Source organism: Sphingopyxis sp. LARHCG72 (assembly GCF_052871675.1).
Genome location: NZ_JBIXJU010000001.1, coordinates 760,378 through 782,451, shown reverse-complemented (window position 1 = coordinate 782,451; position 22,074 = coordinate 760,378). Strand labels below are relative to the sequence as shown.

The following is a 22,074-nucleotide window of genomic DNA, read 5'->3' as shown; positions in this document are numbered from 1 at the left end:
GATTACGGGGATCAAATCCCCAGTTCCGCCTTCGCCAATATCCCGCGCTGGATTTCGTTCGTCCTCGCGTAGATGCTGCTCGCGCGTTCGTTGAGATAATGGAGCGGTGCGATCGCCTGCCACACCTCTCCGCTTCAATAATCGTCGAGGATATGACCGGGGATCGGCCCGCCGGGCATCGCGCGCGCGCTCCAGCCCGGCTTCGCCTATTGCGCGGAGCGCGACTGCTTTCGCAGCGATCGACACCCCTACCTCGCCGAACCCGTCATATCGGAACGCGCTGCGGCACATTATCGCAACCTGGCGGCTCCGCCCGACCAGCCGGCACCCCTGTCGGGCGAGCAGACAAACGAGGTCATCGCGACCTGGCTTGGCCTTGGCGCCGCCGAGATGGCGGCATTGGCGAGCAAAGGAATATTGCAGCCCACCGACTGTGTACGCGACGATCGATTCCCATCTCGCCGCCGAGGCGTCACCGCAATCGCCTGCCGCTGTTACCAATTAGGTGCCTGATCGTAGACGAGGCGGAAGCCGACATTGCTGGTGCCAAGGCCGGGGTCGCGGCCCTGCCGCGATGCGGGGCGGTAGCGCTGGCAATAATTGGGGGCGCACAAATAGCTGCCGCCCTTGACCGTGCGCGACGGCATTCCGGGGTTCAGCGGGTCATAGGCGTTATTCTCGTCCGGACCCTTCGGGTTATCCTTGTCGTCGGGGTTGTGGCCGGGCTTGAAGAAGTCGGTGGTCACTTCCCAGACATTGCCGACCATGTCGTACAGCCCGTTCGCGTTGGGCTTGTAGCAGCCGACGGGCGACACGCCCTTGAACCCGTCGCTTTCGGCATTGTAATTCGGGAAGGCGCCCTGCCAGCTGTTTGCTTCCTCCGGCTGGACATTCTTCGACCGCTTGCCCGCGCTCGCAGCATATTCCCATTCGGCTTCCGTCGGAATGCGCCCGCCCACCCATTTGGCATAAGCGACCATATCGTCCCACGCGAGGTGGACGACGGGCTCGTTCGCGATCCTGTCGGCGCCGGTCGGGCCATAGGGCTTTTTCCAGTTGGCGCCGGGCACATATTTCCACCAGTCGGAATAGTTGTTCGACGGGAAATCGGGCGGGGTGAACACCGCCGACCCCGCCTTCAGCATATCGGCCGGGATCTGCTCCACGGGCACCTGGAACTGCTTCGGGTCGACGGGCTTTTCGGCGACGGTGACATAGCCGGTCGCCTTGACGAAATCGGCGAACTGGCGGTTCGTGACCTCGTGCGGATCGATCCAGAAACCCGCGACGGTCGTTTCGCGGACCGGGCCTTCCTCGGCGTAAACATCGTCTTCGCCCATTGCGAAGGTGCCGCCCGCAAGCTTGACCGGCGTGTCCCCGATCGCGGGGCATTTGCGCGGCGTCGCCGCGGCGGCCGCGGTTTCCTTGGCAGCATCCCCATCGCTGCACGCCGACACAAGGCCGAGCAGCGCGACACCGAGAATCGGAAACAGGGTCGAACGGGTCATCATTTTCTCCACGGGGGCCGTGGCAACGGCCATCAGGCTACCCGGGGCTGAACGCCATCCGGCGACAGGTCAATGGGCAAGTGCGGTCGTTCCCCGGCCGGCGGCACGCCGCTGCCGGGCGATTTCAGCCATCGCCCGCGGCGGCGACGGCCGCGACGGCATCGGCCCCGCCCGCCGTCGCGTCCCACCAATCGCCCAGTGCATCGATCAGCGGCACGAGCCGTTCGCCGTCGGGGGTGAGGTCATATTCGACGCGCCGCGGATAGCCGTCGAACTCCGTACGCTGGACGATCCCCGCATCCTCGAGCTTGCGCAGTTCGAGCGTCAGCATCTTGTGCGAGATCGTTGGATTGTCGCGGCGCAAGTCGCTGAATCTTTTGGTCCCGTCGCTGAGATAATAAAGGAGCAAGGTCGGCCAGCGGCCGCTCAGCACCTGCATCACCTCCTCGATCGGACAGCGCGAAACCAGATCTTTCATCGGGGCCTCATGGTTACAAAAAGGTACCTAATTTACGTCGCGATAGCGCGCCTTATATCTGGCTTCGCTGCGCAGCTCCTCCCTTGAGATGGAGCAATATATTGGAACCGATCCTTATCTATGGCTTCCCGCTGGGAAGTTCCATGGGCCTTGTCGCGGCCCTCGAATGGCTGGGCGAACCCTATCGTCTGTGCCGCGTCGACATGCTCGGCGAAATGCGCGAGCCCGCTTATGCCCGCATCAACGCGCGGCACGAAACCCCGGCGCTGATTACCGACGAAGGCCATGTGCTCACCGAAACCATGGCGATCGCGCGCTGGTTCGCGGCGCGCGACAGCGAACGGCGCATCAGCTTCGACCCGCTGTCACGCGAGGCCGACCGGATGACCCAGCTGATGGGGTTCATCAATTCGGGTTTCACTGGATCTTTCACCCCGCTGTGGGTCGCGCTCGAAATGGACCCGCCACGCCCCGCGTTGCAGGCCTCGCTACGCGAATTTGGCAAAGAGGCGGTGATCGGGCGCCACGACCGGCTGGAGGAAATGGTCGGCGACAGCCCCTATCTGGTCGGCGACCGGCCGACGCTGGCCGATGCGCTGTTCATCGGGGTCGCGCGCTGGCTGGAGTTTCACGAGGTCGCCGAGCCCGTTCGCTGGCCCAGGATCGCTGCGCTGCGCGCAAGGCTGGAGGCCGACCCGGCCGTCGCCTATGCCACCGCGCTCGAAAGCGGCGAGACGGCACCGGGGCGGGGCCTCTGCCTCGGCCATGTCCCGCTCGCCGAGGTGATCGCGCGTTACGGTGCCTGATGGGATGGTGCGCGGCGCATCGCCGCTGCGCACCGCCTCCCCGCTTGTGCGATTGTGGGCACCCGCCACCTTTGATAGCAAGGCACCATGGACCGGATCAAAACCGAAGCCTCGGGCGGGTGCCAGTGCGGCGCCGTGCGCTATCATGTCACCGCCGTGCTCGACAGCTCGCACATCTGTCATTGCCGAATGTGCCAGAAGGCGGCGGGCAATTTCTTCATCGCGCTGATCGGCGTGCCCCGCGACGCCATCACATGGACGCGCGGCGAGCCGGCCGCTTTCAACAGTTCGGACAAGGCGGCGCGCGGTTTCTGCCGCGACTGCGGCACCCCGCTTTTTTATGATTATCCCGAAAGCCGGCACATCAACCTGACGACCGGGTCATTCGACGAACCGGCGCGCTTTGCGCCGAAGATGCAATTCGGTGTCGAAGGCCGCCTGCCGGTTTTTGCCGGCCTGCCGATCAAGGCCGAAGGCACGACCGAGGAAACGATGAGCGGCCTCGTCGGCGCGATCCGGGCGAGCAACCACCAGCATCCCGACCACGACACGGACGTCTGGCCCGAATAGGCGCCGGCGTCAGTTCACCGAAAGTCCTGCTATCGCGGCACTGGGGGTCAGGCCGAAGAAGCGGCGAAAGGCGCGCGAAAGATGCGCCGTGTCGGCGAAGCCCGCATCCATCGCCGCCGTCCGCACCAGCGCTCCCTCGGCCATCTGCTGCGTCGCATATTGCAGCGCCGACCAGAGCTTGAACGCGCGGAAACCCTGCCCCGTCGCCGCCTTGAAAAGGCGCAGTGCCTGTGTTCGCTCCATGCCGAGGCGCCGCGCCAGCTCGCCCTGCGGCATCCGCCACATCGGGTCGGCATGGATCGCGGCAACCGCCGCGGCGACCGCGGGCGGGATCGCCCCGGCCGAAGGGGCCAGCCGGTCGCGCAGCGCGGCAACCGCCGAAGCATCGCCCTGCATCGCATCGTGCGCCGCATAGGCGAGCTTGCCCGATAGAGCCTGCCCCAGCGGCGCGTCGAAGGGAAAGGCAAGGCCGTTGAGATAAAGGACGTCGGCGCCGCGCTCGGCAAAGTCGACCGCATGGATGATCCCGGGCCGGACGAGCACGACATCGCCCTCGACGCGCTGCCCGTCGCGTTCGAGACGCAGCGGCCCGGTGCGCCCGACCAGCACCGCCGCCACGGGATTGGCGTGCGCCGCGAGCCTCCGGGTCCCGACCGGGAAGCAGGAATTGAGGAAGGGCAAAACCGGGTCGGGCATGGCCGCGACTATCCTCCGCACGCGCGGCCCGCGCAAGCCACCGCTATCGTACGATCCCGGCCCGGGCAAAGGCAGCGCTCATCTGCTGCGCGTCGGGATAGACGTGCTTGCTCACGACCAGCCCCTCCGCATCGACTTTGACGACGTCGACCATCTCGATATGCGCGACGAAGCGACTATTGTCGGGAAGCGCGAGCGACAGGACCATCGTCCAGTCGAACACCCAATAATCGTGGCCGTACAGCCGCCGGCCCATCATCTGCGAGAAATCATAGGTATCGAACAACGTACGGCAATGCGCGCGGAGCGCATCGCGACCGATGACCGGCGCGGACCCGTCGTGAAGCTGGAAGATCGTGTCCTCCGAATGCAGCGACGCGATCAGGTCGGCGTCTTTCGTTTCCCATCCGACATGATAGCGGTCGAACAGCGCTTCGGTCGGCAGGGTCTTTTCAAGCTGTGCGGTGGCTATCGACTTTCTCCCTTGCTGTGCGACCACCCTATGCGACGCGCGCCCGCGCGCGTTGAACAAACGTGCATTGCGTCCGGCGGCGATATCGGGTGTGAGAAGCCCGACAGAATCGGAGCGAACGCATGACCCCCACCGCCACCATCCTCCTCCTCGGTTCGGGCGAGCTCGGACGCGAGTTCGTGATTTCGGCCAAGCGGCTCGGTTGCCGTGTTATCGCGTGCGACAGCTATGAAGGCGCGCCAGCGATGCAGGTCGCAGACGAATATGAGGTCTTTTCGATGCTCGACGGCGAGGTGCTGCGCGCCGCGATCGCGAAGCACCGCCCCGATCATATCGTCCCCGAGGTCGAAGCGATCCGTACCGAAATCCTTGCCGAGGTCGAAGCCGAAGGTTTTCATGTCGTCCCCTCGGCGCGCGCCGCGCAACTGACGATGAACCGCGACGCGATCCGCGACCTCGCGGCGAGCGAACTCGGCTTGAAGACTTCGACCTTCGAATATGCAACGAGCCGCGAGGAGCTGGCGGCCGCCGCCGAACGCATCGGCTTCCCGCTCGTTGTGAAGCCCGTCATGTCCTCGTCGGGCAAGGGGCAAAGCACGGTCAGGGATGCCACCGGCATCGACGCGGCGTGGGATTATGCCGCCGCCGGGATGCGCGGCGACCGGCTGCGCGTCATCGCCGAAGCCTTTATCGACTTCGACTACGAGATCACGCTGCTCACCGTTCGCCACAAGGATGGCGTCGCCTTCTGCCCGCCGATCGGCCACCGCCAGGAACGCGGCGATTACCGCGAAAGCTGGCAGCCCGCGGCGATGTCCGATGCGGCGCTCGCCGCGGCGCAGGCGATGGCGACGAAGGTCGTCGATGCGCTCGGCGGCCACGGCATCTTCGGGGTCGAATATTTCGTGAAGGGCGACGAGGTGATCTTCTCCGAACTCTCGCCCCGCCCGCACGACACCGGCATGGTGACCTTGATCTCGCAGTCGCTCTCCGAATTCGATCTCCATGCCCGCGCGATCCTCGGCCTCCCGATCCCGTCCATCGCGGTCCCCGACGCGAGCGCGAGCGCGGTGCTGCTCGCCGACCGCGACGCATCGGACTTTGCGATCACCGGGCTTGCCGAGGCGTTGGCTCCGCCGGACGCCGAAACCGCCATCGATGCGCGCATCTTCGGCAAGCCGGTCACGCGGCCGTATCGCCGCATGGGCGTTGCGTTGGCGAAGGTCGCGGGCGGCACGACCGACGAGGCCCGCGCCGCGGCAGTCGCGGCGGCGGCGAAACTCGTGATCGACTATCGCTAGCCCGCACCTCCCCTGCTACATCCCCGCCATGTCCGATAAGAATCATCTCTATCTGGTCGATGGCTCCAGCTACATCTTCCGCGCCTATCACCGCCTGCCGCCGCTGACGAACCCCAAGGGCGTGCCCGTCGGCGCGGTCTATGGCTATACGACGATGCTGTGGAAGCTCGCGAAGGATCTGCACGACGCCGACGGGCCGACGCATCTTGCGGTGATCCTCGATCATAGCAGCCAGTCGTTCCGCAACGCGATTTACGACCAGTATAAGGCGAACCGCCCCGAACCGCCCGAGGACCTCCGTCCGCAATTCCCGCTGATCCGCGACGCGACACGCGCCTTCTCGCTGCCGTGCATCGAGATGGAGGGATTCGAGGCCGATGATCTGATCGCCTCCTATGCCGAGGCCGCGGTGCGCGAAGGCTGGGACGTCACCATTGTGTCGTCGGACAAGGATCTGATGCAGCTGATCCGCGAACCCGCGGAAGGGCCGCATGTCGACATGCTCGACACGATGAAGAATGTCCGGCTGGGGCTGGACGCGGTGAACGAGAAGTTCGGCGTTACGCCCGACCTCGTCGGCGACGTGCTCGCGCTCATGGGCGACAGCGTCGACAATGTTCCTGGCGTGCGCGGCGTGGGTCCCAAGACTGCGACCAAGCTGATCCAGGAATATGGCAACCTCACCGCCGCGCTCGACGGCGCCGAGGGGATGAAGGCGTCGAAGCTGCGCGAAAATCTGATCGAGCACCGCGCGATGGCCGAATTGTCGCGCATCCTCGTCGACCTGAAACGCGACGTCGCGCTGCCCGACGCGCTCGACACGCTTAAGCTCGGCGCGATCCCGCCGTTGCCGCTCAAGACCTTTCTCGACGAACATGGCTTCCGCTCGCTCTCGGCCAAGCTCGACCTTGGCGGCACGCCCGGCGGTCCGCCGACCCTTCCGCGCGCGAGTGCCGCGCCGGTCGCCGCCCCCACCGGGCCGTCGACACCCACACTGCCGCCGATGCCCGCGATCGACCGGTCGCTTTACGAGACGGTGACGACGGTCGAGGCGCTCGACCGCTGGATCGCCGAAGCGCGCGCTGCGCATGTCGTGGGGGTCGACACCGAAACCGCGAGCCTCGACAGCGTCACCGGCCGCCTCGTCGGGGTCAGCATGGCGACCGCACCCGGCCGCGCCTGCTACATCCCCCTCGGCCACGGCGGCACCGACATGTTCGCCGAAAAGCCCGAGCAGATTCCGATGGATGACGCCCTCGGCCGCCTGCACGCGCTGTTTGCCGACGAAGCGGTGCTGAAAGTCGGGCACAATCTCAAATATGACATCGGCGTGCTGGCGCAGCATGGCGTCACTGTCGCCCCCTATGACGACACGCTGGTGATGAGCTTCGCGCTCGACGCGGGCAAGCATCAGCACGGGCTCGACGAACTCGCCAAGCTCCACCTCGATCACACCTGCCTGACCTTCAAGGAAATGTGCGGGACGGGCAAATCGCAGATCAGCTTTGCCGAAGTTCAGCTCGACCGCGCGACCGAATATGCCGCCGAGGACGCCGACGTTGCGCTCCGCCTGTGGAGGATGCTCAAACTCCGCCTCCCGATCGAGGGCGGAACGCGCATCTACGAAATGGTCGACCGTCCGCTCGCCGCGGTGGTCGAGGGGATGGAACGCGCGGGCATCATGGTCGACCGCGAATATCTCGCGCGCCTGTCGGGCGAGTTCGCCAACGAGATGCTGCGCATCGAGGGCGAGATCCACGGCCTCGCCGGCCAGCCCTTCGCGATCGGCAGCCCGAAGCAGCTCGGCGAAATATTGTTCGACAAGCTCGGCCTGAAGGGCGGGCGCAAGGGCAAGTCGGGCGACTGGTCGACCGACCAGAACGAACTCGAACGGCTCGAACGCGACGGTGTGCCGATCGCGCGCAAGATCCTCGAATGGCGCCAGCTCGCGAAGCTCAAGTCGACCTATACCGACGCCTTGCAGCAGCAGATCAACGCAACCACCGGGCGTGTGCACACGAGCTACAGCCTCGTCGGCGCCCAGACCGGGCGGCTGTCGTCGACCGACCCAAATTTGCAGAATATCCCGATCCGCACCGAAACCGGCCGCCAGATCCGCGACGCCTTCATCGCGGCGCCCGGCCATGTGCTGATCGCAGCCGACTATAGCCAGATCGAGCTCAGGCTCGCGGCGCATATGGCCGACGTTCCCGAACTCAAGGAAGCCTTCGCGCAGGGGCAGGACATTCACGCCGCGACCGCGATCGAATTGTTCGGCGAGGTCAACCGCGACACGCGCGGCAAGGCGAAGACGGTCAACTTCTCGATCCTCTACGGCATTTCGCGCTGGGGCCTCGCGGGCCGCCTCGAAGTCTCGCCCGACGAGGCACAGGCGCTGATCGCGCGCTATTTCGAACGCTTCCCGGGGATTTCGGACTATATCACCGACACGCTCGAAAGCGCGCGTGCCAAGGGGTACACCGAGACTTTGTTCGGCCGCAAAACCTGGTTCCCGCGCATCAAGGCTGCGAACCAGAATGAACGCGCCGGCAGCGAGCGCGCCGCGATCAACGCGCCTATCCAGGGCACCAGTGCCGATCTGATCAAGCGCGCGATGGCGCGGATGCCGAAAGCGCTGGCCGATGCAGGGCTTTCGGACGTCAAGATGCTCCTCCAGGTCCATGACGAACTCGTGTTCGAGGCACCCGAGGACAAGGCCGAAGCCGCGGGCGCGGTGATCCGCGCGGTGATGTCGGGCGCCGCCGAACCGGCGCTGACGCTGTCGGTCCCGCTCGAAGTCGAGATCGGCATCGGCAAGAGCTGGGGCGAAGCGCATTGATAGCCGGACGAACTTTCCATTGATTGCAGAAAAGACATGTTGCACCCCGAAAGGCTGATGATGGCGAATCCGCCACATCGCGGGGAATTTCGGGGGCAAGATGATCGTCGGCATCGATTTGGGTACGACCAACAGCGCAGCGGCAATCTTTGAAAATGGCGAAACGCGGCTGATCCCCAACGCGCTGGGCGATCTGTTGACGCCGTCGGCGGTTGCCATATTGCCCGACGGAACAACCCTGGTCGGCAAGCCGGCGCTCAATCACTGGGTGGTGAAACCCGGCGAAGCGATCACCAGCTTCAAGCGTTTCATCGGAACCAGCCGCGCCATCAAGATCGGCCGATATTCGTTCAAGGCCGAAGATCTGTCGGCGATCGTCCTGCGCAGCCTGAAAGAAGATATCGAGGCCGCGACCGGTCGGGAGGTGACCGAGGCGGTCATCACCGTCCCTGCCTATTTCAACGACAAGCAACGCAAGGCGACGCGGCGCGCCGGCGAACTCGCCGGGCTGAAGGTCGCGCGGTTGCTCAACGAGCCCACCGCTGCCGCGCTCGCTTTCGGTATCGCCGACAAGGAGGACCGCGAACCTTTTCTCGTTTTCGACCTGGGCGGCGGCACGTTCGACGTCTCGATCGTCGAAATGTTCGACGCGATCGTCGAAGTGCGTGCTTCGTCGGGCGACAACCGACTGGGCGGCGACGATTTCACCAATGCAATCGTCGCGCATTGGACGGCAAACCACACATTCCCTTCCGACGTCCGGCGCAACCTGCTCGATGCCCGCCTGTTCCAGGTTGCCGACATGGCGCGGCGGATGCTGACCGACCAGAATGAGGCGCAGGTCACGCTCACCCTCTCCGACCAGCAGTTCGACCTGACGATTACCGCCGACCAGTTCGAAACGCTGTCGGGATCGCTGCTCGCGCGCCTCCGCGATCCGATCTTGCGTTCGCTGCGCGACAGCAATTTGCGCATCGAAGCGCTGAGCGACATCGTTCTTGTCGGCGGCGCGACGCGAATGCCGATCATCCGGAAGGCGATCACGAAGATGTTCGGCCGCTTTCCCAATCATGTCGTGCACCCCGACCACGCGGTCGCCATCGGTGCGGCGATCCAGGCCGGGTTGGTCGCGCGCAACGCCGCGCTCGACGAAGTGCGGCTCACCGATATCTGTCCCTTCACGCTGGGCGTCGAAGTCACCGAATATGACAGCCACGGCCGCCTTCGCGATGGCCTGTTTTCGCCGATCATCAGCCGCAACAGCCCGACCCCGATCAGCCGCACCAACAATTATGCGTCGATGTCGGACAACCAGTCGCACATCAAACTCAACATCTACCAAGGCGAATCGCGCGAGGTTGCGAACAACATCCTGCTCGGCACGATGGAGTTCCCCATTCCCAAGAAGCCGGCGGGACAGGTCTCGATCGACTGCCGCTTCACCTACGACAGTTCGGGCTTGCTCGACGTCGACGTGACGATCCCCGAGACGGGCGAGACACGGTCGATGCTGATCGCCGACGACAGCGAGGCGCTGACGGCCGACCAGCTCGAAGCGCGGCGCGATCAGCTCGCGGCGCTCAAGACGCACCCACGCGACGTTGCCGAAAACCAGTATATCGCCGGCTGGGCGGCGCGGCTTTATGAAGAATTTATCGACGAGCGGCGCGAGCATATCGCGCGAATGCTGCTCCATTTCGAAGGCGTGCTCGAAACGCAGGATCCGCGCGCGATCGAGGAAGCCCGCGGGTCGATGGCAAATGCGCTGCGGGAAATGGAGCAGGATCACCGGCTGTGACCAGCGTGCACTGGCCGTGGTCCGTCCTCGACATCGCGCCGACCGAGGACCGCAAGTCGATCCGCGAAGCCTATTCGCGGCTGCTCAAGGCGCTCGATCATGAGGCCGAGACCGAAGCCTATATGGAATTGCGCGATGCGCGCGACGCGGCGCTTTCGGGTCAATTCCTCCATGCGCCGGCAGCCGACGAAGAAGATGAGGATGATTTCGGCCTCGGGGACCTGTTCGACGAAGGCACCGAACCCGAAGCAACGCCGCCGACGGTCAGCGAACCCGAAAAAAAGCCTGTTTTCACAGTCGCGTACAGCGAAGAGGACGACCGGCGTTTTCAGCGCGTCGTCGACCTGTTCCTGCAAGACGATGAATTGGCACCGGCCGATGCCGAAGAGCTTGGGCAGCATGTCGATGCGCTGTTTGCCGACGAACGCATGGCCGATCTCGGCCATTATGCACGCGTTGAAGGCTGGCTCGCGCAATTGCTCGCCGACCGTTTCCCGCGCGGCGCCGACCTGTTTCCCAAGGTCGCCGAATATTTCCACTGGCCCGAGCGCGCGCATGAACTGGGCATCCACCCGGCGATTCCGTGGCTCTTCAACGCGCATGACGGCCGGTCGCTGGTCCACGAACTCGGCACGCCCGGCCACGCCTATCATCGCGAATGGCTGGAACTGACGAGCGGAAAGCCCAAGGGCCCGTTGTGGACGCGGGCTATCGACAAGCCGCGTATGGCCAACCTGATCGCGACGGTCCGCCGCGATTACCCCTGGCTGGAGCAGGAGCATTGGCAGCCCGACCTTGTCGCGCGCTGGGAAAAGAAGGTCGAACGGAGCGGCGGCGTCGGGGGACCGAACCCTTGGGTGTGGTTTGTGTTCGTCTGCATCTTCTTTGGGGCGCTGCCGCAATGTTCGGCGCTGGACACCAAGTCGCTCGAGAGGGACGCCAATCCCGCCATGGCCGCGGCGCTGGAGGCAGAAAATGCCGATCAGGCGGTCACCGCGTTTCTTGGCCGCAATTTTCCCGAAGCTGTTGCCAAGGGCCGCACCCTGGAATCGCTGAAGGCCAAAAGCCCGGCGATCTATGACAAGCTTCACCAGCGGGCGAAATATCTTCCCGACGACCAGAAGAATGCGGACAATGTCCTGATGAAGGACCTGACCGACGCCTATTTCATGACGGTCGACAAATTGCCGTCCGATCGTCAGGTCGCCGATGCAAAGCTCCGCGTCGCCGCGCTGAAAAAGCTGCGGAAGGATCCGCAAGGCTGCGTGCAATTCATCGTCCAGCCCGCACTATATGCCCGCAGCGGCAATGCGCCGGTCATTCTGACCGAAGCCTATCGAAACCAGATCTATACGGTGCTGCATGACGATTATGGCACGGTCAAATGGGCGTTCGCACCCAATGAATTCGTGTTGCCGGGCGAGCTTGTGGGGAAATTGATCGACCGTTCGGGCCTCAGCGAAAAGCGCGTTCGTGCCGCCGTCAGCGCGCGCGATTCCAACGACCTCGATACGTGCATCGTCACCACGAGCTTGCTCGAACTGCTGACTGAAATCCCGCGCAAACAATCCGAAAAGATTCTGCCGGTCCTGCTATAGGCTATCGAATCGAGAGAAGCGGACGATGATTCCCCCTGCCTTTTTCCTGCTCGCGGCCCTCGCCGCACAGCCGTCGGGCGCAGCGGCGCCCGCCGCCGCGGTCGCGGCAACGCCGTCGATCCCCGACGAGGACGTCCGGACGTTCGCGGCGATCGCCGGGCGCAAGGTGGCGGGGCGCCCCGTCAGCGGTCCTTATCCGACCGCCGACAAGATCCTGATCCTGTCACGCGACGACCGCGGTAATCCCGAAATCGGCGCCAGCTTCGCGATATCCGCGCGCCAGTCGCTGCCGCCGCCACCGCAAGGTACGCTCGCGGTCGTGCGGCTGCACCAGCGGTCCGAAACCACCGTCCCCGGCCCGACCCCCGACGACCTCGCCTTCGTCGCGGCGAACAAGCTGCCCTTGTTCGTGATCGGCGAATGGGCGCGCCCCGCGCCGATGTGGGAAGTCGCATGGGTCGACGACGCCGTGCGGTACCGCAACATCGGCGAGGTCGGCGAAATCGGGCCCTGGCAGGACTGATCGTCGCACGCATGCGGCGCGCGACCGCCCTGCCCTTTCGCAAACCGGACTTTGCCTCTATGACGCCGCGATGACATCCGGCCGGCACTTTTGTGACAGCCGGCAACAAAGGGTCCTCATGAGCAAGTTCGAACCCGTCGCGAAGGCGCCGGTCCGCATCCAGCAGAATGTCCTCGCGCGCAGCGAACGCCGCCTTCTCAACTGGTTATGCGCACGCCTTCCCGGCTGGGTGACACCCGACCAGCTCACCACATTGGGCTTTGCCGGCGCGGTACTCGTCGCCGCGGGCTATGTGCTGAGCTGGTTCGACAGCGAATGGCTCGGCCTCTCGCTTGTCGGCTATATCGTCAACTGGTTCGGCGACTCGCTCGACGGCAGCCTTGCGCGCTGGCGCGGTATCGAGCGGCCCAACTATGGCTATTTCGTCGACCATAGCGTCGACGCGTTGGCGACCTTGCTGATGATCAGCGCGATCGGAATGAGCCCTTATATGCGGCTCGACGTCGCGCTGATGGCGGTAATCGGCTATTTCCTGCTGTCGATCCACACCTTCATCGCCGCGAAAATCCTCGGCGAATTCCGCCTGTCCTATATGGCCGGGGGTCCGACCGAGCTGCGGCTGATGCTGATGGCGATGACGATCGCGATGCCGATCGTCGGCGGCGGCGATATCGGCGGCACCAATTTCTCGGTCTTCGACCTGTTCGCGCTCGCCGTCTCGAGCATCCTCGTGACGCTGTTCATCGTCCAGACGTCGGCGACCGCGCGGATGCTTCGCCGCCGCGGCGGCTAGTCGCTAACGGCGTACCCGCGCCTGCGGATAGGTGCCGAGCAGGCGCAGCGACTTGGTCTGGAAATCGAGTTCCTCGAGCGCGCGGTCGATCCGCTCATCGCCCGGCGCACCAACGATGTCGCAATAGAATTGCGTCGCGGCAAAGCTGTCACCGGTCTGGTAGCTTTCGAGCTTCGTCATGTTGACCCCATTGGTCGCGAAGCCGCCGAGCGCCTTGTAGAGCGCCGCGGGGATATTCTTCACCTCGAACATGAAGGTCGTCATCAGCGGCCCATCGATCGCCGCAACATCGGCCAGCGGTTCGCGTGCGAGAATGACGAAACGCGTCGTATTATGATCGGCGTCCTCCATCCCCGTACCGTGGAGCGTCAGGCCATAGAGTTCGGCCGCGTGCGGCGGCGCCAGCGCGGCGAGCCCGACCTCGTCGCTGTCGGCGACCCATGCCGCGGCACCCGCGGTGTCGCTGTGCGCGACCGGCGCGATGCCGTTTGTGCGCAGCCAGTGACGGCACTGGCCGAGCGCCTGTTCATGGCTCATCGCCCGCGTCACAGGGCCGAGGTCGCGGCTCATCAGGCCATAGCGGATCGGCAGGAAATGCTCACCGACGATCGACAGGCCGGATTCGGGCAGCAGGAAATGGATGTCGGCGACGCGGCCGTGCAGGCTGTTCTCGATCGGGATGATCGCGCGGTCGACGCGGCCGTCGCGCACCACGTCGATGGCGTCCTGAAACGCATAGCAGGGCAGCGGCAGCGAGTTCGGATCATATTCGCGCGCCGCAAGATCGCTGTTCGCGCCCGGCGCGCCCTGGAAGGCCAGCCCGCGCGCGGGCTCGGCCAGCGCCGCCGTCCGCATTCCGTCGACCAGATGCTGTGCCGAAGCCGAATAACTGCCCATGATTGCCTTCCCACGCTTGAACCGCGGCGCATAGCGACCCCGCCCCTCGCGCGCAACCAGTGCGCCGGCGGTCCCTGACGCAATTTCATCCCCTTGCGCCGCCGTCGCCGCACCAGTAAGGGAGCGTCCAAATCAAATATGCGCCCGGCAAGCGGGCGTCAGCTAACGGGGCTGCTACGCATGGACAATCGCAACAATACTATTGCCGGCTGGGTACTGTTTGCCGGCATTTGCGCGCTGGGCCTGACCGTCGGGTCGAGCATGTTGTTCGCCAGCCACAATCCCGAAAAGCCCGGTTATCCGATCGAAGACGCCGATGGCGGCGCCGGTGGCGGCGAATCGGCCGTGCCGCTTCCCAACCTGCTCGCCGCTGCCGATCCGGCGAAGGGCGAAGCGGTGTTCGCAAAATGCGCGGCGTGCCACACGATCGCATCGGGCGGCGCCAACGGCATCGGCCCGAATCTGTGGGGCGCGCTTGGCAAGGCGCACGGCCACGTCCCGGGCTTCGCCTATTCGGCGGCGCTGAAGGGCGTCCCCGGCAACTGGGACTTCGCGGGCATGGACGAATGGCTGAAAAGCCCGCGTAAATACGCCCCGGGCACCAAGATGTCGTTCGCCGGCCTCAGCAGCGCCGAAGATCGCGCAAACCTGATCGTCTATCTGAACAGCCAGGGTTCTAACCTGCCGCTGCCCGCCGCCGAAGCTGCCGCTGCACCGGCCGACGGCGCCGCGCCTGCGGAAGCCGCCGCTGCGACCCCCGCAGCCGAAGGCGCCGCCGCTCCGGCGGCCGACGCTGCGGCAGCGCCCGCCCCCGCCGAAGCCAAGAAATAATGCGCATCGCGCCCGTCCTGCTGGCGGGCGCGCTGACGCTCGCCGGGTGCGGCAAGAGCGAGCCTCCCGCCGAGGCGCCTGCGACGGGCGAACCCGGCGTCGAGGCACCGGCACCCACGGTCGCACCGACCGCCGCGATGGGCGAACAAATCTTCCGGCGCTGCGTCGCCTGTCACACGGTCGACAAAGGCGGTTCCAATGGAATCGGCCCCAACCTGCACGGCGTCGTCGGCGCCGCCGTCGCGTCGAAACCCGATTTTTCCTATTCGGGCGCGATGAAGGCGAAAGGCGGCGTCTGGGACGAAGCCGCGCTCGACGCCTATCTCAAGGCCCCGATGAAGGCGGTTCCGGGCACGCGCATGGCCTTTGCCGGCGTGATCGACGACGCCGACCGCAAGGCGCTGATCCTGTTCCTGGAAGAACAGTCGAAAAAATAATATCGTCGCCCCCGCCTTCGCGGGGCCGAGGCGATCAGCCGTGATGCTCGATATTCGCGTAGAAATCGGTGATGATCTTCCACGCCTCGTCGGCGGTCTCGACGAATTTGAACAGGTCGAGGTCGCGCGCGCTCACCACGCCCTCTTCGACCAGCGCCTCGAAATTGACGACGCGGTGCCAGAATTCCTTGCCGAACAGCACGATCGGGATCGGCTTGATCTTGCCCGTCTGGATCAGCGTGAGCAGTTCGAACATCTCGTCGAACGTCCCGAACCCGCCGGGGAAGACCGCGACCGCGCGCGCGCGCAGCAGGAAGTGCATCTTGCGGAGCGCGAAATAGTGGAACTGGAAGCTCAGCGACGGGGTGACGAAGCGGTTCGGCGCCTGCTCGTGCGGCAGCACGATGTTGAGCCCGACCGATTCGCGGCCTTCGTCGTCGGCACCGCGGTTCGCGGCTTCCATGATCGAAGGCCCGCCGCCCGAACAGACGACGAAATGACGACATCCCTTGTCGTCGCACGGATATTGGCTCGCCAGCCGCGCGAGCGCGCGCGCCTCGTCATAATATTTCGCCTTGGCCTTCAGACGGCGCGCGATGTTGCGCTGCACATCGTCGGTCGCCGCCGTTTCCAGCGCGTCAGCCTGCGACGGTTCGGGGATGCGCGCCGAACCATAGATAACCAGCATCGATTCGATGCCGGCCTCGTCGAGCAATAATTCGGGTTTCAGCAGTTCGAGCTGGAAGCGGACGGGGCGCAAATCCTCGCGCAGCAGGAAATCCTTGTCCTGGAACGCCAGCTTGTAGGCAGGATGTGCCGTTTGCGGGGTGGTGGTCGCCTGTTTGGCGAACTCTGCGTCGTCCTTGGCTTTGTGGAAACGCGAACGATGGGGTTGTTTGTCTTCTGCCATTAGCGGACGGCTAGCCGCTTAGCGTGACTTTGCCAAGACGAATGGGGGTCAGCGGCAGTAGCCGTTGCCGCTCATGTCGAAATGGAAATGATTATAGTGCGCCGCGTTATAATCGGGGCCGAGCACCGTGCCGAAGCGGCGGCAGCCCGATTTGTGCAGCGCGCGGAGGAAATCCTGCGACGGCTTGTCACCCGTCCACCCGCCATCGAGCATGATGCGGCGTCCGTCGGCGAGCACGAAGCCCGACACGTCGACCGCGTTGGAATAGGCGTGCTGCGACAGCCGCCCCGAACGACCGCCATAGATGTTGCGGCAGCTATAGGTGCCGAAGGTCTCGATCTTCACGACCTCGGTCCCGAAATATTTCCGCGCCGCGGGTTTCACCGCATATTGCGCCCACGCCGCGAAATTCTTTGCGAGCGGGCAGGTCATCGCGCCCAGCCCCGATACCGGCGTACCGATGTCGAGCAGCTTCACCGAATCGATCGAGGTGCAGCCGCCGCCATGGTCCTCGTTGGCGAGCGGCGTGAAACGCACCCCTGCCTGTTTGAGGTCGAACGCGCATTGCTGCGCTTCGGCGCTGATGAAGGAGGGAGTGCCGACAGCGTGTGGCCGTTGCGGCTTGCTCGCCGCCGGACGCTTCCCGCCGCTGTTCTTCATCGCCTCCGGCGCGCCGAAACAGGCGGATAGTGCCAGCGCCGCTGCGGCGGCGATCAGGATCCGGGGCTTCAAGAAGTTCGGGATCGGCATGGTCGTCAAATTACCGACGAAATGGTTAACAAGCTGTATACCTTTTCCTCCACTCGTCGAAAATTTCGCGCGGCCCGTGCAATTTGTTTGACAGTTGCGTCCCCGACCCTAAACGCGGCGCCGGGCCACGCGGTCCCAACGCCGCGCGAGCTCTCTGCAAGGAGAGACTATGATGAGTGAAGTGACGACGCCACAGGTGCGCCCGACGCGCCCCTATTTTTCTTCCGGTCCCTGCGCGAAGCCGCCGGGCTGGGACGCCTCCAAAATCGCTACCGAATCGCTGGGCCGCTCGCACCGCGCCAAGATCGGCAAGACGCGCCTCCAATATTGCATCGACCTGATGCGCGAGATGCTGCGGCTGCCCGACACGCACCGCATAGGCATCGTTCCCGGCTCCGACACCGGCGCCTTCGAAATGGCGATGTGGACGATGCTCGGCGCCCGCCCCGTCACGACGCTCGCTTGGGAGAGCTTCGGTGAGGGCTGGGTCACCGACGCCGCGAAGCAGCTCAAGCTCGACCCCACCGTCATCCGCGCCGACTACGGTCAGCTTCCCGACCTCAGCCAAGTCGACTGGTCGAATGACGTCCTCTTCACCTGGAACGGCACCACCAGCGGCGTGCGCGTCCCGAACGGCGACTGGATCGCCGACGACCGCGAAGGCCTGAGCTTCGCCGACGCCACGTCGGCGGTATTCGCCTACGACCTGCCGTGGGACAAGATCGACGTCGCGACCTTCAGCTGGCAGAAAGTGCTCGGCGGCGAAGGCGGCCATGGCGTGCTGATCCTCGGCCCGCGCGCGGTCGAACGCCTCGAAAATCATACCCCCGCCTGGCCGCTTCCGAAGGTGTTCCGCCTCGTATCGAAGGGCGCACTCGCCGAGGGCGTGTTCAAGGGCGAGACGATCAACACCCCGTCGATGCTCGCGGTCGAGGATGCGATCTTCGCACTCGAATGGGCGAAGTCGCTCGGCGGTCTCGACGGGCTGAAGGCGCGCAGCGATGCGAATGCCGCGGCACTCGACAAGATCGTTTCGGAGCGCGAGTGGCTCAGCCATCTCGCCGCCGATCCCGCCAGCCGGTCCAAGACCTCGGTCTGCCTGTCGGTCGCGGGCGCCGACGAGAGCTTCATCAAGAAGTTCGCGGGGCTGCTCGAAGCCGAAGGTGCCGCCTACGACATCGCGGGCTATCGCGACGCGCCTCCGGGGCTTCGTATCTGGTGCGGCGCAACCGTCGACACCGCCGATGTCGAAGCACTCGGCCCGTGGCTCGACTGGGCTTACGCCAGCCTTTCGGCCTGACCTTTGTGTTCCCCGGCCGAGGCCGGGGCCCATTTCCCCATTCCGCTACAGGTCCCGGCTTTCGCCCGGGATACGGAGACATAAAATGACCGCACCCAAAGTCCTCATTTCCGACAAAATGGACCCCAAAGCCGCCGCGATCTTCAAGGAACGCGGCATCGACGTCGATGTCATCACCGGCAAGACCAAGGACGAACTGATCGCGATGATCGGCGACTATGACGGCCTCGCGATCCGTTCGGCGACCAAGGTCACCGCCGACGTCCTCGCCGCCGCAACGAACCTCAAGGTCGTCGGCCGCGCCGGGATCGGCGTCGACAATGTCGACATTCCGGAGGCGTCGAAGAAGGGCGTCATCGTGATGAACACGCCGTTCGGCAACAGCATCACCACCGCCGAACATGCCATCGCGATGATGTTCGCGCTCGCGCGCCAGATTCCCGAAGCCAACGCCGGAACGCAGGCGGGCAAATGGCCGAAGAACGACTTCATGGGCGTCGAGCTGACGTCGAAGACGCTCGGCCTGATCGGCTGCGGCAATATCGGCAGCATCGTTGCCGAGCGCGCGCTGGGCCTGCGCATGAAGGTCGTCGCCTTCGACCCCTTCCTGACGCCCGAGCGCGCGATCGAACTCGGCGTCGAAAAGGCCGATCTCGACACCTTGCTCGCCAAGGCCGATTTCATCACGCTGCACACGCCGCTGACCGACCAGACGCGCAACATCCTGTCGAAGGACAATCTGGCGAAGACCAAGAAGGGCGTGCGGATCATCAACTGCGCGCGCGGCGGCCTGATCGACGAAGCGGCGCTGAAGGGTGCGCTCGACAGCGGCCATGTCGCGGGCGCCGCGCTCGACGTGTTCCAGACCGAGCCGCCCGCCGCCGACCATCCGCTGTTCGGCGCACCGAACTTCATCTGCACCCCGCACCTCGGCGCATCGACCGACGAAGCGCAGGTCAATGTCGCCATCCAGGTCGCCGAGCAGCTGTCGGATTACCTCCTCACCGGCGGCATCACCAACGCGCTCAACGTCCCCAGCCTGTCGGCCGAGGAAGCCCCGAAGTTGCGCCCCTATATGAGCCTCGCCGAAAAGCTCGGCAGCCTCGTCGGCCAGCTCGCGCACGATAACCTCACGACGATCTCGGTCGAGGTCGAGGGCGCCGCCGCCGAACTCAATCTCAAGCCGATCACCGCCGCGGTGCTCACCGGCCTGATGCGCCGCTATTCGGACAGCGTGAACATGGTCAACGCCCCGCACCTCGCGCGCGAACGCGGGCTCGACGTGCGCGAAGTGCGCCACGATCGCGACGGCGACTATCACACGCTCGTCCGCGTGACGGTAGCGACCGAACAGGGCGACCGCTCGGTCGCCGGCACCTTGTTCAGCAACGGCGATCCGCGCCTCGTCGAGATGTTCGGGATCAAGGTCGAGGCCGATCTCGATGGCCATATGCTCTATATCGTCAACGAGGATGCGCCGGGCTTCATCGGCCGCATCGGCACCGCGCTCGGCGAAGCCGGTCTCAACATCGGCACCTTCCACCTCGGCCGCCGCGCCGCGGGCGGCGAAGCCGTGCTGCTGCTCAGCCTCGACTCGCCGATGCCCGAACCTTTGCTGTGGCAGCTCTGCCAGCTTCCCGGCGTGAAGACGGTGAAGGGCCTCAAGTTCTGATAGCTACGGCGGGAGCGGTTGAAACGCTCCCGCCACCCGCCTAAGGCCGCACGCATGACCAAGGCCCCTGCCCTGCTGCCCGAAGGGCTGCGCGATCGCCTCCCCCGACAGGCGGAGGCCGCGTCGCGCGTCACCCGCGCGCTCGTCGATGCGATGCGCGCGCATGGCTATGGCCGCGTGTCGCCGCCACTCGCCGAGTTCCGCGAGACGCTGGGCGGCGACGACGATCGGTCTTCGCGCGACCTGCTTCGCTTCACCGATCCGGTGTCCCAGCGCACGCTGGCGCTGCGCCCCGACATCACGCGGCAGGTCGGCCGCATCGCGACCTCGCTGCTCGCCAAGGCACCGCGCCCGCTGCGCCTCTGCTACGCCGGACAGGTGGTGAAGCTCCGCGCCAGCCAGCTTCGCCCCGCGCGCGAGATGCTCCAGGTCGGCGCCGAACTGATCGGTAGCGATAGCGTCGCCGCCGCGCGCGAGATCGTGAGCGTCGCGATCGACGCGCTCGAAGCTGCCGGAATCGGCCCGGTCACGATCGACTTCACCCTGCCCGACGTCGTCGATCTGCTTGCGAACGGCCCACTTCCCGTCGACGCCGATATCCAGCAGCTGCGCGACGAGCTCGACGCCAAGGATGCGGGTGCGCTGACCCGGATCGGCGCCGCGGCCTATCTGCCCCTGCTTCGCGCAACCGGCCCGTTCGATCAGGCGATCGCCGATCTGCGCGCGTTCGACACGACCGGCGTCCTTGCCACGCGCATCGACGCGCTCGAAGCCATCGCGGCACCCATTCGCGACCGCGTCACGCTGACGCTCGATCCGACCGAGCGTCATGGCTTCGCCTATCAAAGCTGGTTCGGCTTCCAGATCTTCGTTCCGGGGCAAGGCGACGCGGTCGGCCGCGGCGGCGGCTATTCGATCCCCGTCGGCGAACAGGAAGAATCGGCGGTCGGCTTCTCGCTTTATCCCGATCCGCTGATCGACGCGGGGCTTGGCGCCGAGGACGACGCCGACCGCCGCATCTTCCTGCCCCTCGGCCACGATCCCGCGCTCGCGGCGAGCCTGCGCGCCGACGATTGGCAGACTATCGCAGCACTGTCCGAAGGCGACGATGCCCGCACGCTCGGCTGCGGCTTCATCCTCGGCCCCGACGGACCGGTCGAGGCTTAAAAGTCCGCCCCGCCGAACCGCGCGATCCCCTGATTGCCCCCCGGCGGATCGAGCACGGTCACGTCGAGTTCGACGGGGTCGCCGATCCAGTGCGCCAGCGTCGTATGATCGGCAAGGTCGTCATCGGTCAGCGGATGAACCAGCGCGCGCAAACCCGTCGCCGCGATCAGGGCGGCGACGGCATCCTGCGAGCGGGCGAGGAAATGCACCTCATATTGCGCAATCGGATGCGGTCCCACCGCTCGGTCGGTCATCGCGCCGACGAACAGGATCGCGGGATCGCGCCCGAAATCGTCACGCAACGCCGCCGCTGCGGGACGTTCGGCCGGATCATAATAGATGTGCGCGTGATAGGGCGCGTCGGGGTTTGTCATGCAGGCATCGCTTTCCGGGTCACATCGCCCCGGACTTGATCCGGGGCCTGCCCGTCTTGAAGGAAAAGGCGGGTCCGGGGTCAAGCCCCGGATTATTCCCCGGCCCGGCGATCATTTTGAACGCTTCGGCTAGCGTGATGCCGATGCAACGGAACGATCGCCACGAACAGCTGTTGTCAGAATATCGAAACTGAAATCGAGGGTGGATCGCCCTCGCGTCGGAGAGAGAGAATGAAAAAGCTTCTGACAATTTTCGCACTTGGCAGTTCGCTATTGGTCCTGTCGGCTTGCAACACAGTGGAAGGCGCGGGAAAAGACGTTGAATCCGTTGGGGACTGTGCCGATGGAGTTAAA

Annotated in this window: 21 protein-coding genes; 13 read left to right on the top strand and 8 right to left on the bottom strand. The window is 65.2% G+C overall.

Annotation, left to right across the window (positions count from 1 at the left end; genetic code table 11):
* Positions 1–494: 494 nt before the first annotated feature.
* Entirely contained in the window at positions 495–1,508 is a 1,014-nt protein-coding gene (locus ACIPPQ_RS03790) for a formylglycine-generating enzyme family protein (RefSeq protein WP_446542861.1), read from the bottom strand.
* Between the two features lie 124 nt (positions 1,509–1,632).
* The gene (locus ACIPPQ_RS03785) at positions 1,633–1,986 is read right to left on the bottom strand and encodes a winged helix-turn-helix transcriptional regulator (RefSeq protein ID WP_446542860.1); all 354 of its coding nucleotides are present in this window, start codon (positions 1,984–1,986) and stop codon (positions 1,633–1,635) included.
* 101 nt (positions 1,987–2,087) lie between these two features.
* Between ACIPPQ_RS03785 and ACIPPQ_RS03780 the strand changes: the two genes are divergently transcribed.
* Together ACIPPQ_RS03780 and ACIPPQ_RS03775 are read left to right on the top strand one after the other, a co-directional pair.
* Entirely contained in the window at positions 2,088–2,792 is a 705-nt protein-coding gene (locus ACIPPQ_RS03780) for a glutathione S-transferase family protein (protein ID WP_446542859.1), read from the top strand.
* Between the two features lie 87 nt (positions 2,793–2,879).
* Complete coding sequence (locus tag ACIPPQ_RS03775) at positions 2,880–3,362, top strand: GFA family protein (protein WP_446542858.1); 483 nt, start codon at positions 2,880–2,882, stop codon at positions 3,360–3,362.
* Positions 3,363–3,371: 9 nt separating this feature from the next.
* Here the strand turns inward: ACIPPQ_RS03775 and ACIPPQ_RS03770 are convergent, their stop codons facing one another.
* Positions 3,372–4,058, bottom strand: a complete 687-nt coding sequence (locus ACIPPQ_RS03770; RefSeq protein ID WP_446542857.1) for a helix-turn-helix domain-containing protein — start codon at positions 4,056–4,058, stop codon at positions 3,372–3,374.
* A gap of 43 nt (positions 4,059–4,101) precedes the next feature.
* Positions 4,102–4,557, bottom strand: a complete 456-nt coding sequence (locus tag ACIPPQ_RS03765; protein WP_446542856.1) for a nuclear transport factor 2 family protein — start codon at positions 4,555–4,557, stop codon at positions 4,102–4,104.
* Between the two features lie 95 nt (positions 4,558–4,652).
* On the opposite strand from ACIPPQ_RS03765, the gene purT reads away from it, so the two are divergent.
* From purT to ACIPPQ_RS03735, 6 genes are all read left to right on the top strand, one after another.
* The gene (purT, locus tag ACIPPQ_RS03760) at positions 4,653–5,831 is read left to right on the top strand and encodes a formate-dependent phosphoribosylglycinamide formyltransferase (protein ID WP_446542855.1); all 1,179 of its coding nucleotides are present in this window, start codon (positions 4,653–4,655) and stop codon (positions 5,829–5,831) included.
* A 28-nt stretch (positions 5,832–5,859) separates the two neighbouring features.
* On the top strand, positions 5,860–8,670 hold the full coding sequence (gene polA, locus ACIPPQ_RS03755) for a DNA polymerase I (protein ID WP_446542854.1): 2,811 nt from the start codon (positions 5,860–5,862) through the stop codon (positions 8,668–8,670).
* A gap of 100 nt (positions 8,671–8,770) precedes the next feature.
* Positions 8,771–10,468: an Hsp70 family protein gene (locus ACIPPQ_RS03750; RefSeq protein WP_446542853.1), complete on the top strand. Its 1,698-nt coding sequence runs from the start codon at positions 8,771–8,773 to the stop codon at positions 10,466–10,468.
* The gene (locus ACIPPQ_RS03745; RefSeq protein ID WP_446542852.1) at positions 10,465–12,066 is read left to right on the top strand and encodes a hypothetical protein; all 1,602 of its coding nucleotides are present in this window, start codon (positions 10,465–10,467) and stop codon (positions 12,064–12,066) included. The genes ACIPPQ_RS03750 and ACIPPQ_RS03745 overlap by 4 nt, the downstream gene beginning before the upstream one ends.
* A 25-nt stretch (positions 12,067–12,091) precedes the next feature.
* Complete coding sequence (locus tag ACIPPQ_RS03740) at positions 12,092–12,589, top strand: hypothetical protein (RefSeq protein ID WP_446542851.1); 498 nt, start codon at positions 12,092–12,094, stop codon at positions 12,587–12,589.
* A gap of 118 nt (positions 12,590–12,707) precedes the next feature.
* Positions 12,708–13,382: a CDP-alcohol phosphatidyltransferase family protein gene (locus tag ACIPPQ_RS03735; RefSeq protein WP_446542850.1), complete on the top strand. Its 675-nt coding sequence runs from the start codon at positions 12,708–12,710 to the stop codon at positions 13,380–13,382.
* Between the two features lie 3 nt (positions 13,383–13,385).
* Here the strand turns inward: ACIPPQ_RS03735 and ACIPPQ_RS03730 are convergent, their stop codons facing one another.
* Positions 13,386–14,279 (bottom strand): prephenate dehydratase, encoded by an 894-nt coding sequence (locus ACIPPQ_RS03730; protein WP_446542849.1) that lies wholly within the window; start codon positions 14,277–14,279, stop codon positions 13,386–13,388.
* Between the two features lie 180 nt (positions 14,280–14,459).
* Here ACIPPQ_RS03730 and ACIPPQ_RS03725 point away from each other — a divergent pair, with 180 nt between their 5' ends.
* Together ACIPPQ_RS03725 and ACIPPQ_RS03720 are read left to right on the top strand one after the other, a co-directional pair.
* On the top strand, positions 14,460–15,110 hold the full coding sequence (locus tag ACIPPQ_RS03725) for a c-type cytochrome (protein WP_446542848.1): 651 nt from the start codon (positions 14,460–14,462) through the stop codon (positions 15,108–15,110).
* Positions 15,110–15,547, top strand: coding sequence for a c-type cytochrome (locus ACIPPQ_RS03720; protein ID WP_446542847.1), 438 nt, complete (start codon positions 15,110–15,112; stop codon positions 15,545–15,547). Before ACIPPQ_RS03725 ends, ACIPPQ_RS03720 begins: the two co-directional genes overlap by 1 nt.
* Before the next feature lie 34 nt (positions 15,548–15,581).
* Here ACIPPQ_RS03720 and ACIPPQ_RS03715 read toward each other — a convergent pair whose 3' ends face one another.
* Both ACIPPQ_RS03715 and ACIPPQ_RS03710 read right to left on the bottom strand, forming a co-directional pair.
* Positions 15,582–16,457, bottom strand: a complete 876-nt coding sequence (locus ACIPPQ_RS03715) for an LOG family protein (protein WP_446542846.1) — start codon at positions 16,455–16,457, stop codon at positions 15,582–15,584.
* A 48-nt stretch (positions 16,458–16,505) separates the two neighbouring features.
* Complete coding sequence (locus tag ACIPPQ_RS03710) at positions 16,506–17,207, bottom strand: extensin family protein (protein WP_446542845.1); 702 nt, start codon at positions 17,205–17,207, stop codon at positions 16,506–16,508.
* A gap of 169 nt (positions 17,208–17,376) precedes the next feature.
* On the opposite strand from ACIPPQ_RS03710, the gene ACIPPQ_RS03705 reads away from it, so the two are divergent.
* The 3 genes from ACIPPQ_RS03705 (at position 17,377) to ACIPPQ_RS03695 (ending at position 21,346) form a co-directional block, all read left to right on the top strand.
* The gene (locus tag ACIPPQ_RS03705) at positions 17,377–18,507 is read left to right on the top strand and encodes a phosphoserine transaminase (protein ID WP_446542844.1); all 1,131 of its coding nucleotides are present in this window, start codon (positions 17,377–17,379) and stop codon (positions 18,505–18,507) included.
* Between the two features lie 85 nt (positions 18,508–18,592).
* Positions 18,593–20,179, top strand: a complete 1,587-nt coding sequence (gene serA / locus ACIPPQ_RS03700; RefSeq protein ID WP_446542843.1) for a phosphoglycerate dehydrogenase — start codon at positions 18,593–18,595, stop codon at positions 20,177–20,179.
* Between the two features lie 54 nt (positions 20,180–20,233).
* Positions 20,234–21,346: an ATP phosphoribosyltransferase regulatory subunit gene (locus tag ACIPPQ_RS03695; RefSeq protein ID WP_446542842.1), complete on the top strand. Its 1,113-nt coding sequence runs from the start codon at positions 20,234–20,236 to the stop codon at positions 21,344–21,346.
* Here ACIPPQ_RS03695 and ACIPPQ_RS03690 read toward each other — a convergent pair.
* Complete coding sequence (locus tag ACIPPQ_RS03690) at positions 21,343–21,720, bottom strand: DOPA 4,5-dioxygenase family protein (protein ID WP_446542841.1); 378 nt, start codon at positions 21,718–21,720, stop codon at positions 21,343–21,345. The genes ACIPPQ_RS03695 and ACIPPQ_RS03690 overlap by 4 nt on opposite strands.
* Positions 21,721–22,074 lie beyond the last annotated feature (354 nt).

Excerpts from the sequence above, each read along its gene's own strand:
- ACIPPQ_RS03790 (WP_446542861.1), bottom strand. The coding sequence starts at position 1,508 with ATGACCCGTTCGACCCTGTTTCCGATTCTCGGTGTCGCGCTGCTCGGC.
- ACIPPQ_RS03785 (WP_446542860.1), bottom strand. The coding sequence starts at position 1,986 with ATGAAAGATCTGGTTTCGCGCTGTCCGATCGAGGAGGTGATGCAGGTG.
- ACIPPQ_RS03775 (WP_446542858.1), top strand. The coding sequence starts at position 2,880 with ATGGACCGGATCAAAACCGAAGCCTCGGGCGGGTGCCAGTGCGGCGCC.
- ACIPPQ_RS03770 (WP_446542857.1), bottom strand. The coding sequence starts at position 4,058 with ATGCCCGACCCGGTTTTGCCCTTCCTCAATTCCTGCTTCCCGGTCGGG.
- purT (WP_446542855.1), top strand. The coding sequence starts at position 4,653 with ATGACCCCCACCGCCACCATCCTCCTCCTCGGTTCGGGCGAGCTCGGA.
- polA (WP_446542854.1), top strand. The coding sequence starts at position 5,860 with ATGTCCGATAAGAATCATCTCTATCTGGTCGATGGCTCCAGCTACATC.
- ACIPPQ_RS03750 (WP_446542853.1), top strand. The coding sequence starts at position 8,771 with ATGATCGTCGGCATCGATTTGGGTACGACCAACAGCGCAGCGGCAATC.
- ACIPPQ_RS03740 (WP_446542851.1), top strand. The coding sequence starts at position 12,092 with ATGATTCCCCCTGCCTTTTTCCTGCTCGCGGCCCTCGCCGCACAGCCG.
- ACIPPQ_RS03735 (WP_446542850.1), top strand. The coding sequence starts at position 12,708 with ATGAGCAAGTTCGAACCCGTCGCGAAGGCGCCGGTCCGCATCCAGCAG.
- ACIPPQ_RS03730 (WP_446542849.1), bottom strand. The coding sequence starts at position 14,279 with ATGGGCAGTTATTCGGCTTCGGCACAGCATCTGGTCGACGGAATGCGG.
- ACIPPQ_RS03725 (WP_446542848.1), top strand. The coding sequence starts at position 14,460 with ATGGACAATCGCAACAATACTATTGCCGGCTGGGTACTGTTTGCCGGC.
- ACIPPQ_RS03720 (WP_446542847.1), top strand. The coding sequence starts at position 15,110 with ATGCGCATCGCGCCCGTCCTGCTGGCGGGCGCGCTGACGCTCGCCGGG.
- ACIPPQ_RS03715 (WP_446542846.1), bottom strand. The coding sequence starts at position 16,457 with ATGGCAGAAGACAAACAACCCCATCGTTCGCGTTTCCACAAAGCCAAG.
- ACIPPQ_RS03710 (WP_446542845.1), bottom strand. The coding sequence starts at position 17,207 with ATGCCGATCCCGAACTTCTTGAAGCCCCGGATCCTGATCGCCGCCGCA.
- ACIPPQ_RS03705 (WP_446542844.1), top strand. The coding sequence starts at position 17,377 with ATGATGAGTGAAGTGACGACGCCACAGGTGCGCCCGACGCGCCCCTAT.
- serA (WP_446542843.1), top strand. The coding sequence starts at position 18,593 with ATGACCGCACCCAAAGTCCTCATTTCCGACAAAATGGACCCCAAAGCC.
- ACIPPQ_RS03695 (WP_446542842.1), top strand. The coding sequence starts at position 20,234 with ATGACCAAGGCCCCTGCCCTGCTGCCCGAAGGGCTGCGCGATCGCCTC.
- ACIPPQ_RS03690 (WP_446542841.1), bottom strand. The coding sequence starts at position 21,720 with ATGACAAACCCCGACGCGCCCTATCACGCGCACATCTATTATGATCCG.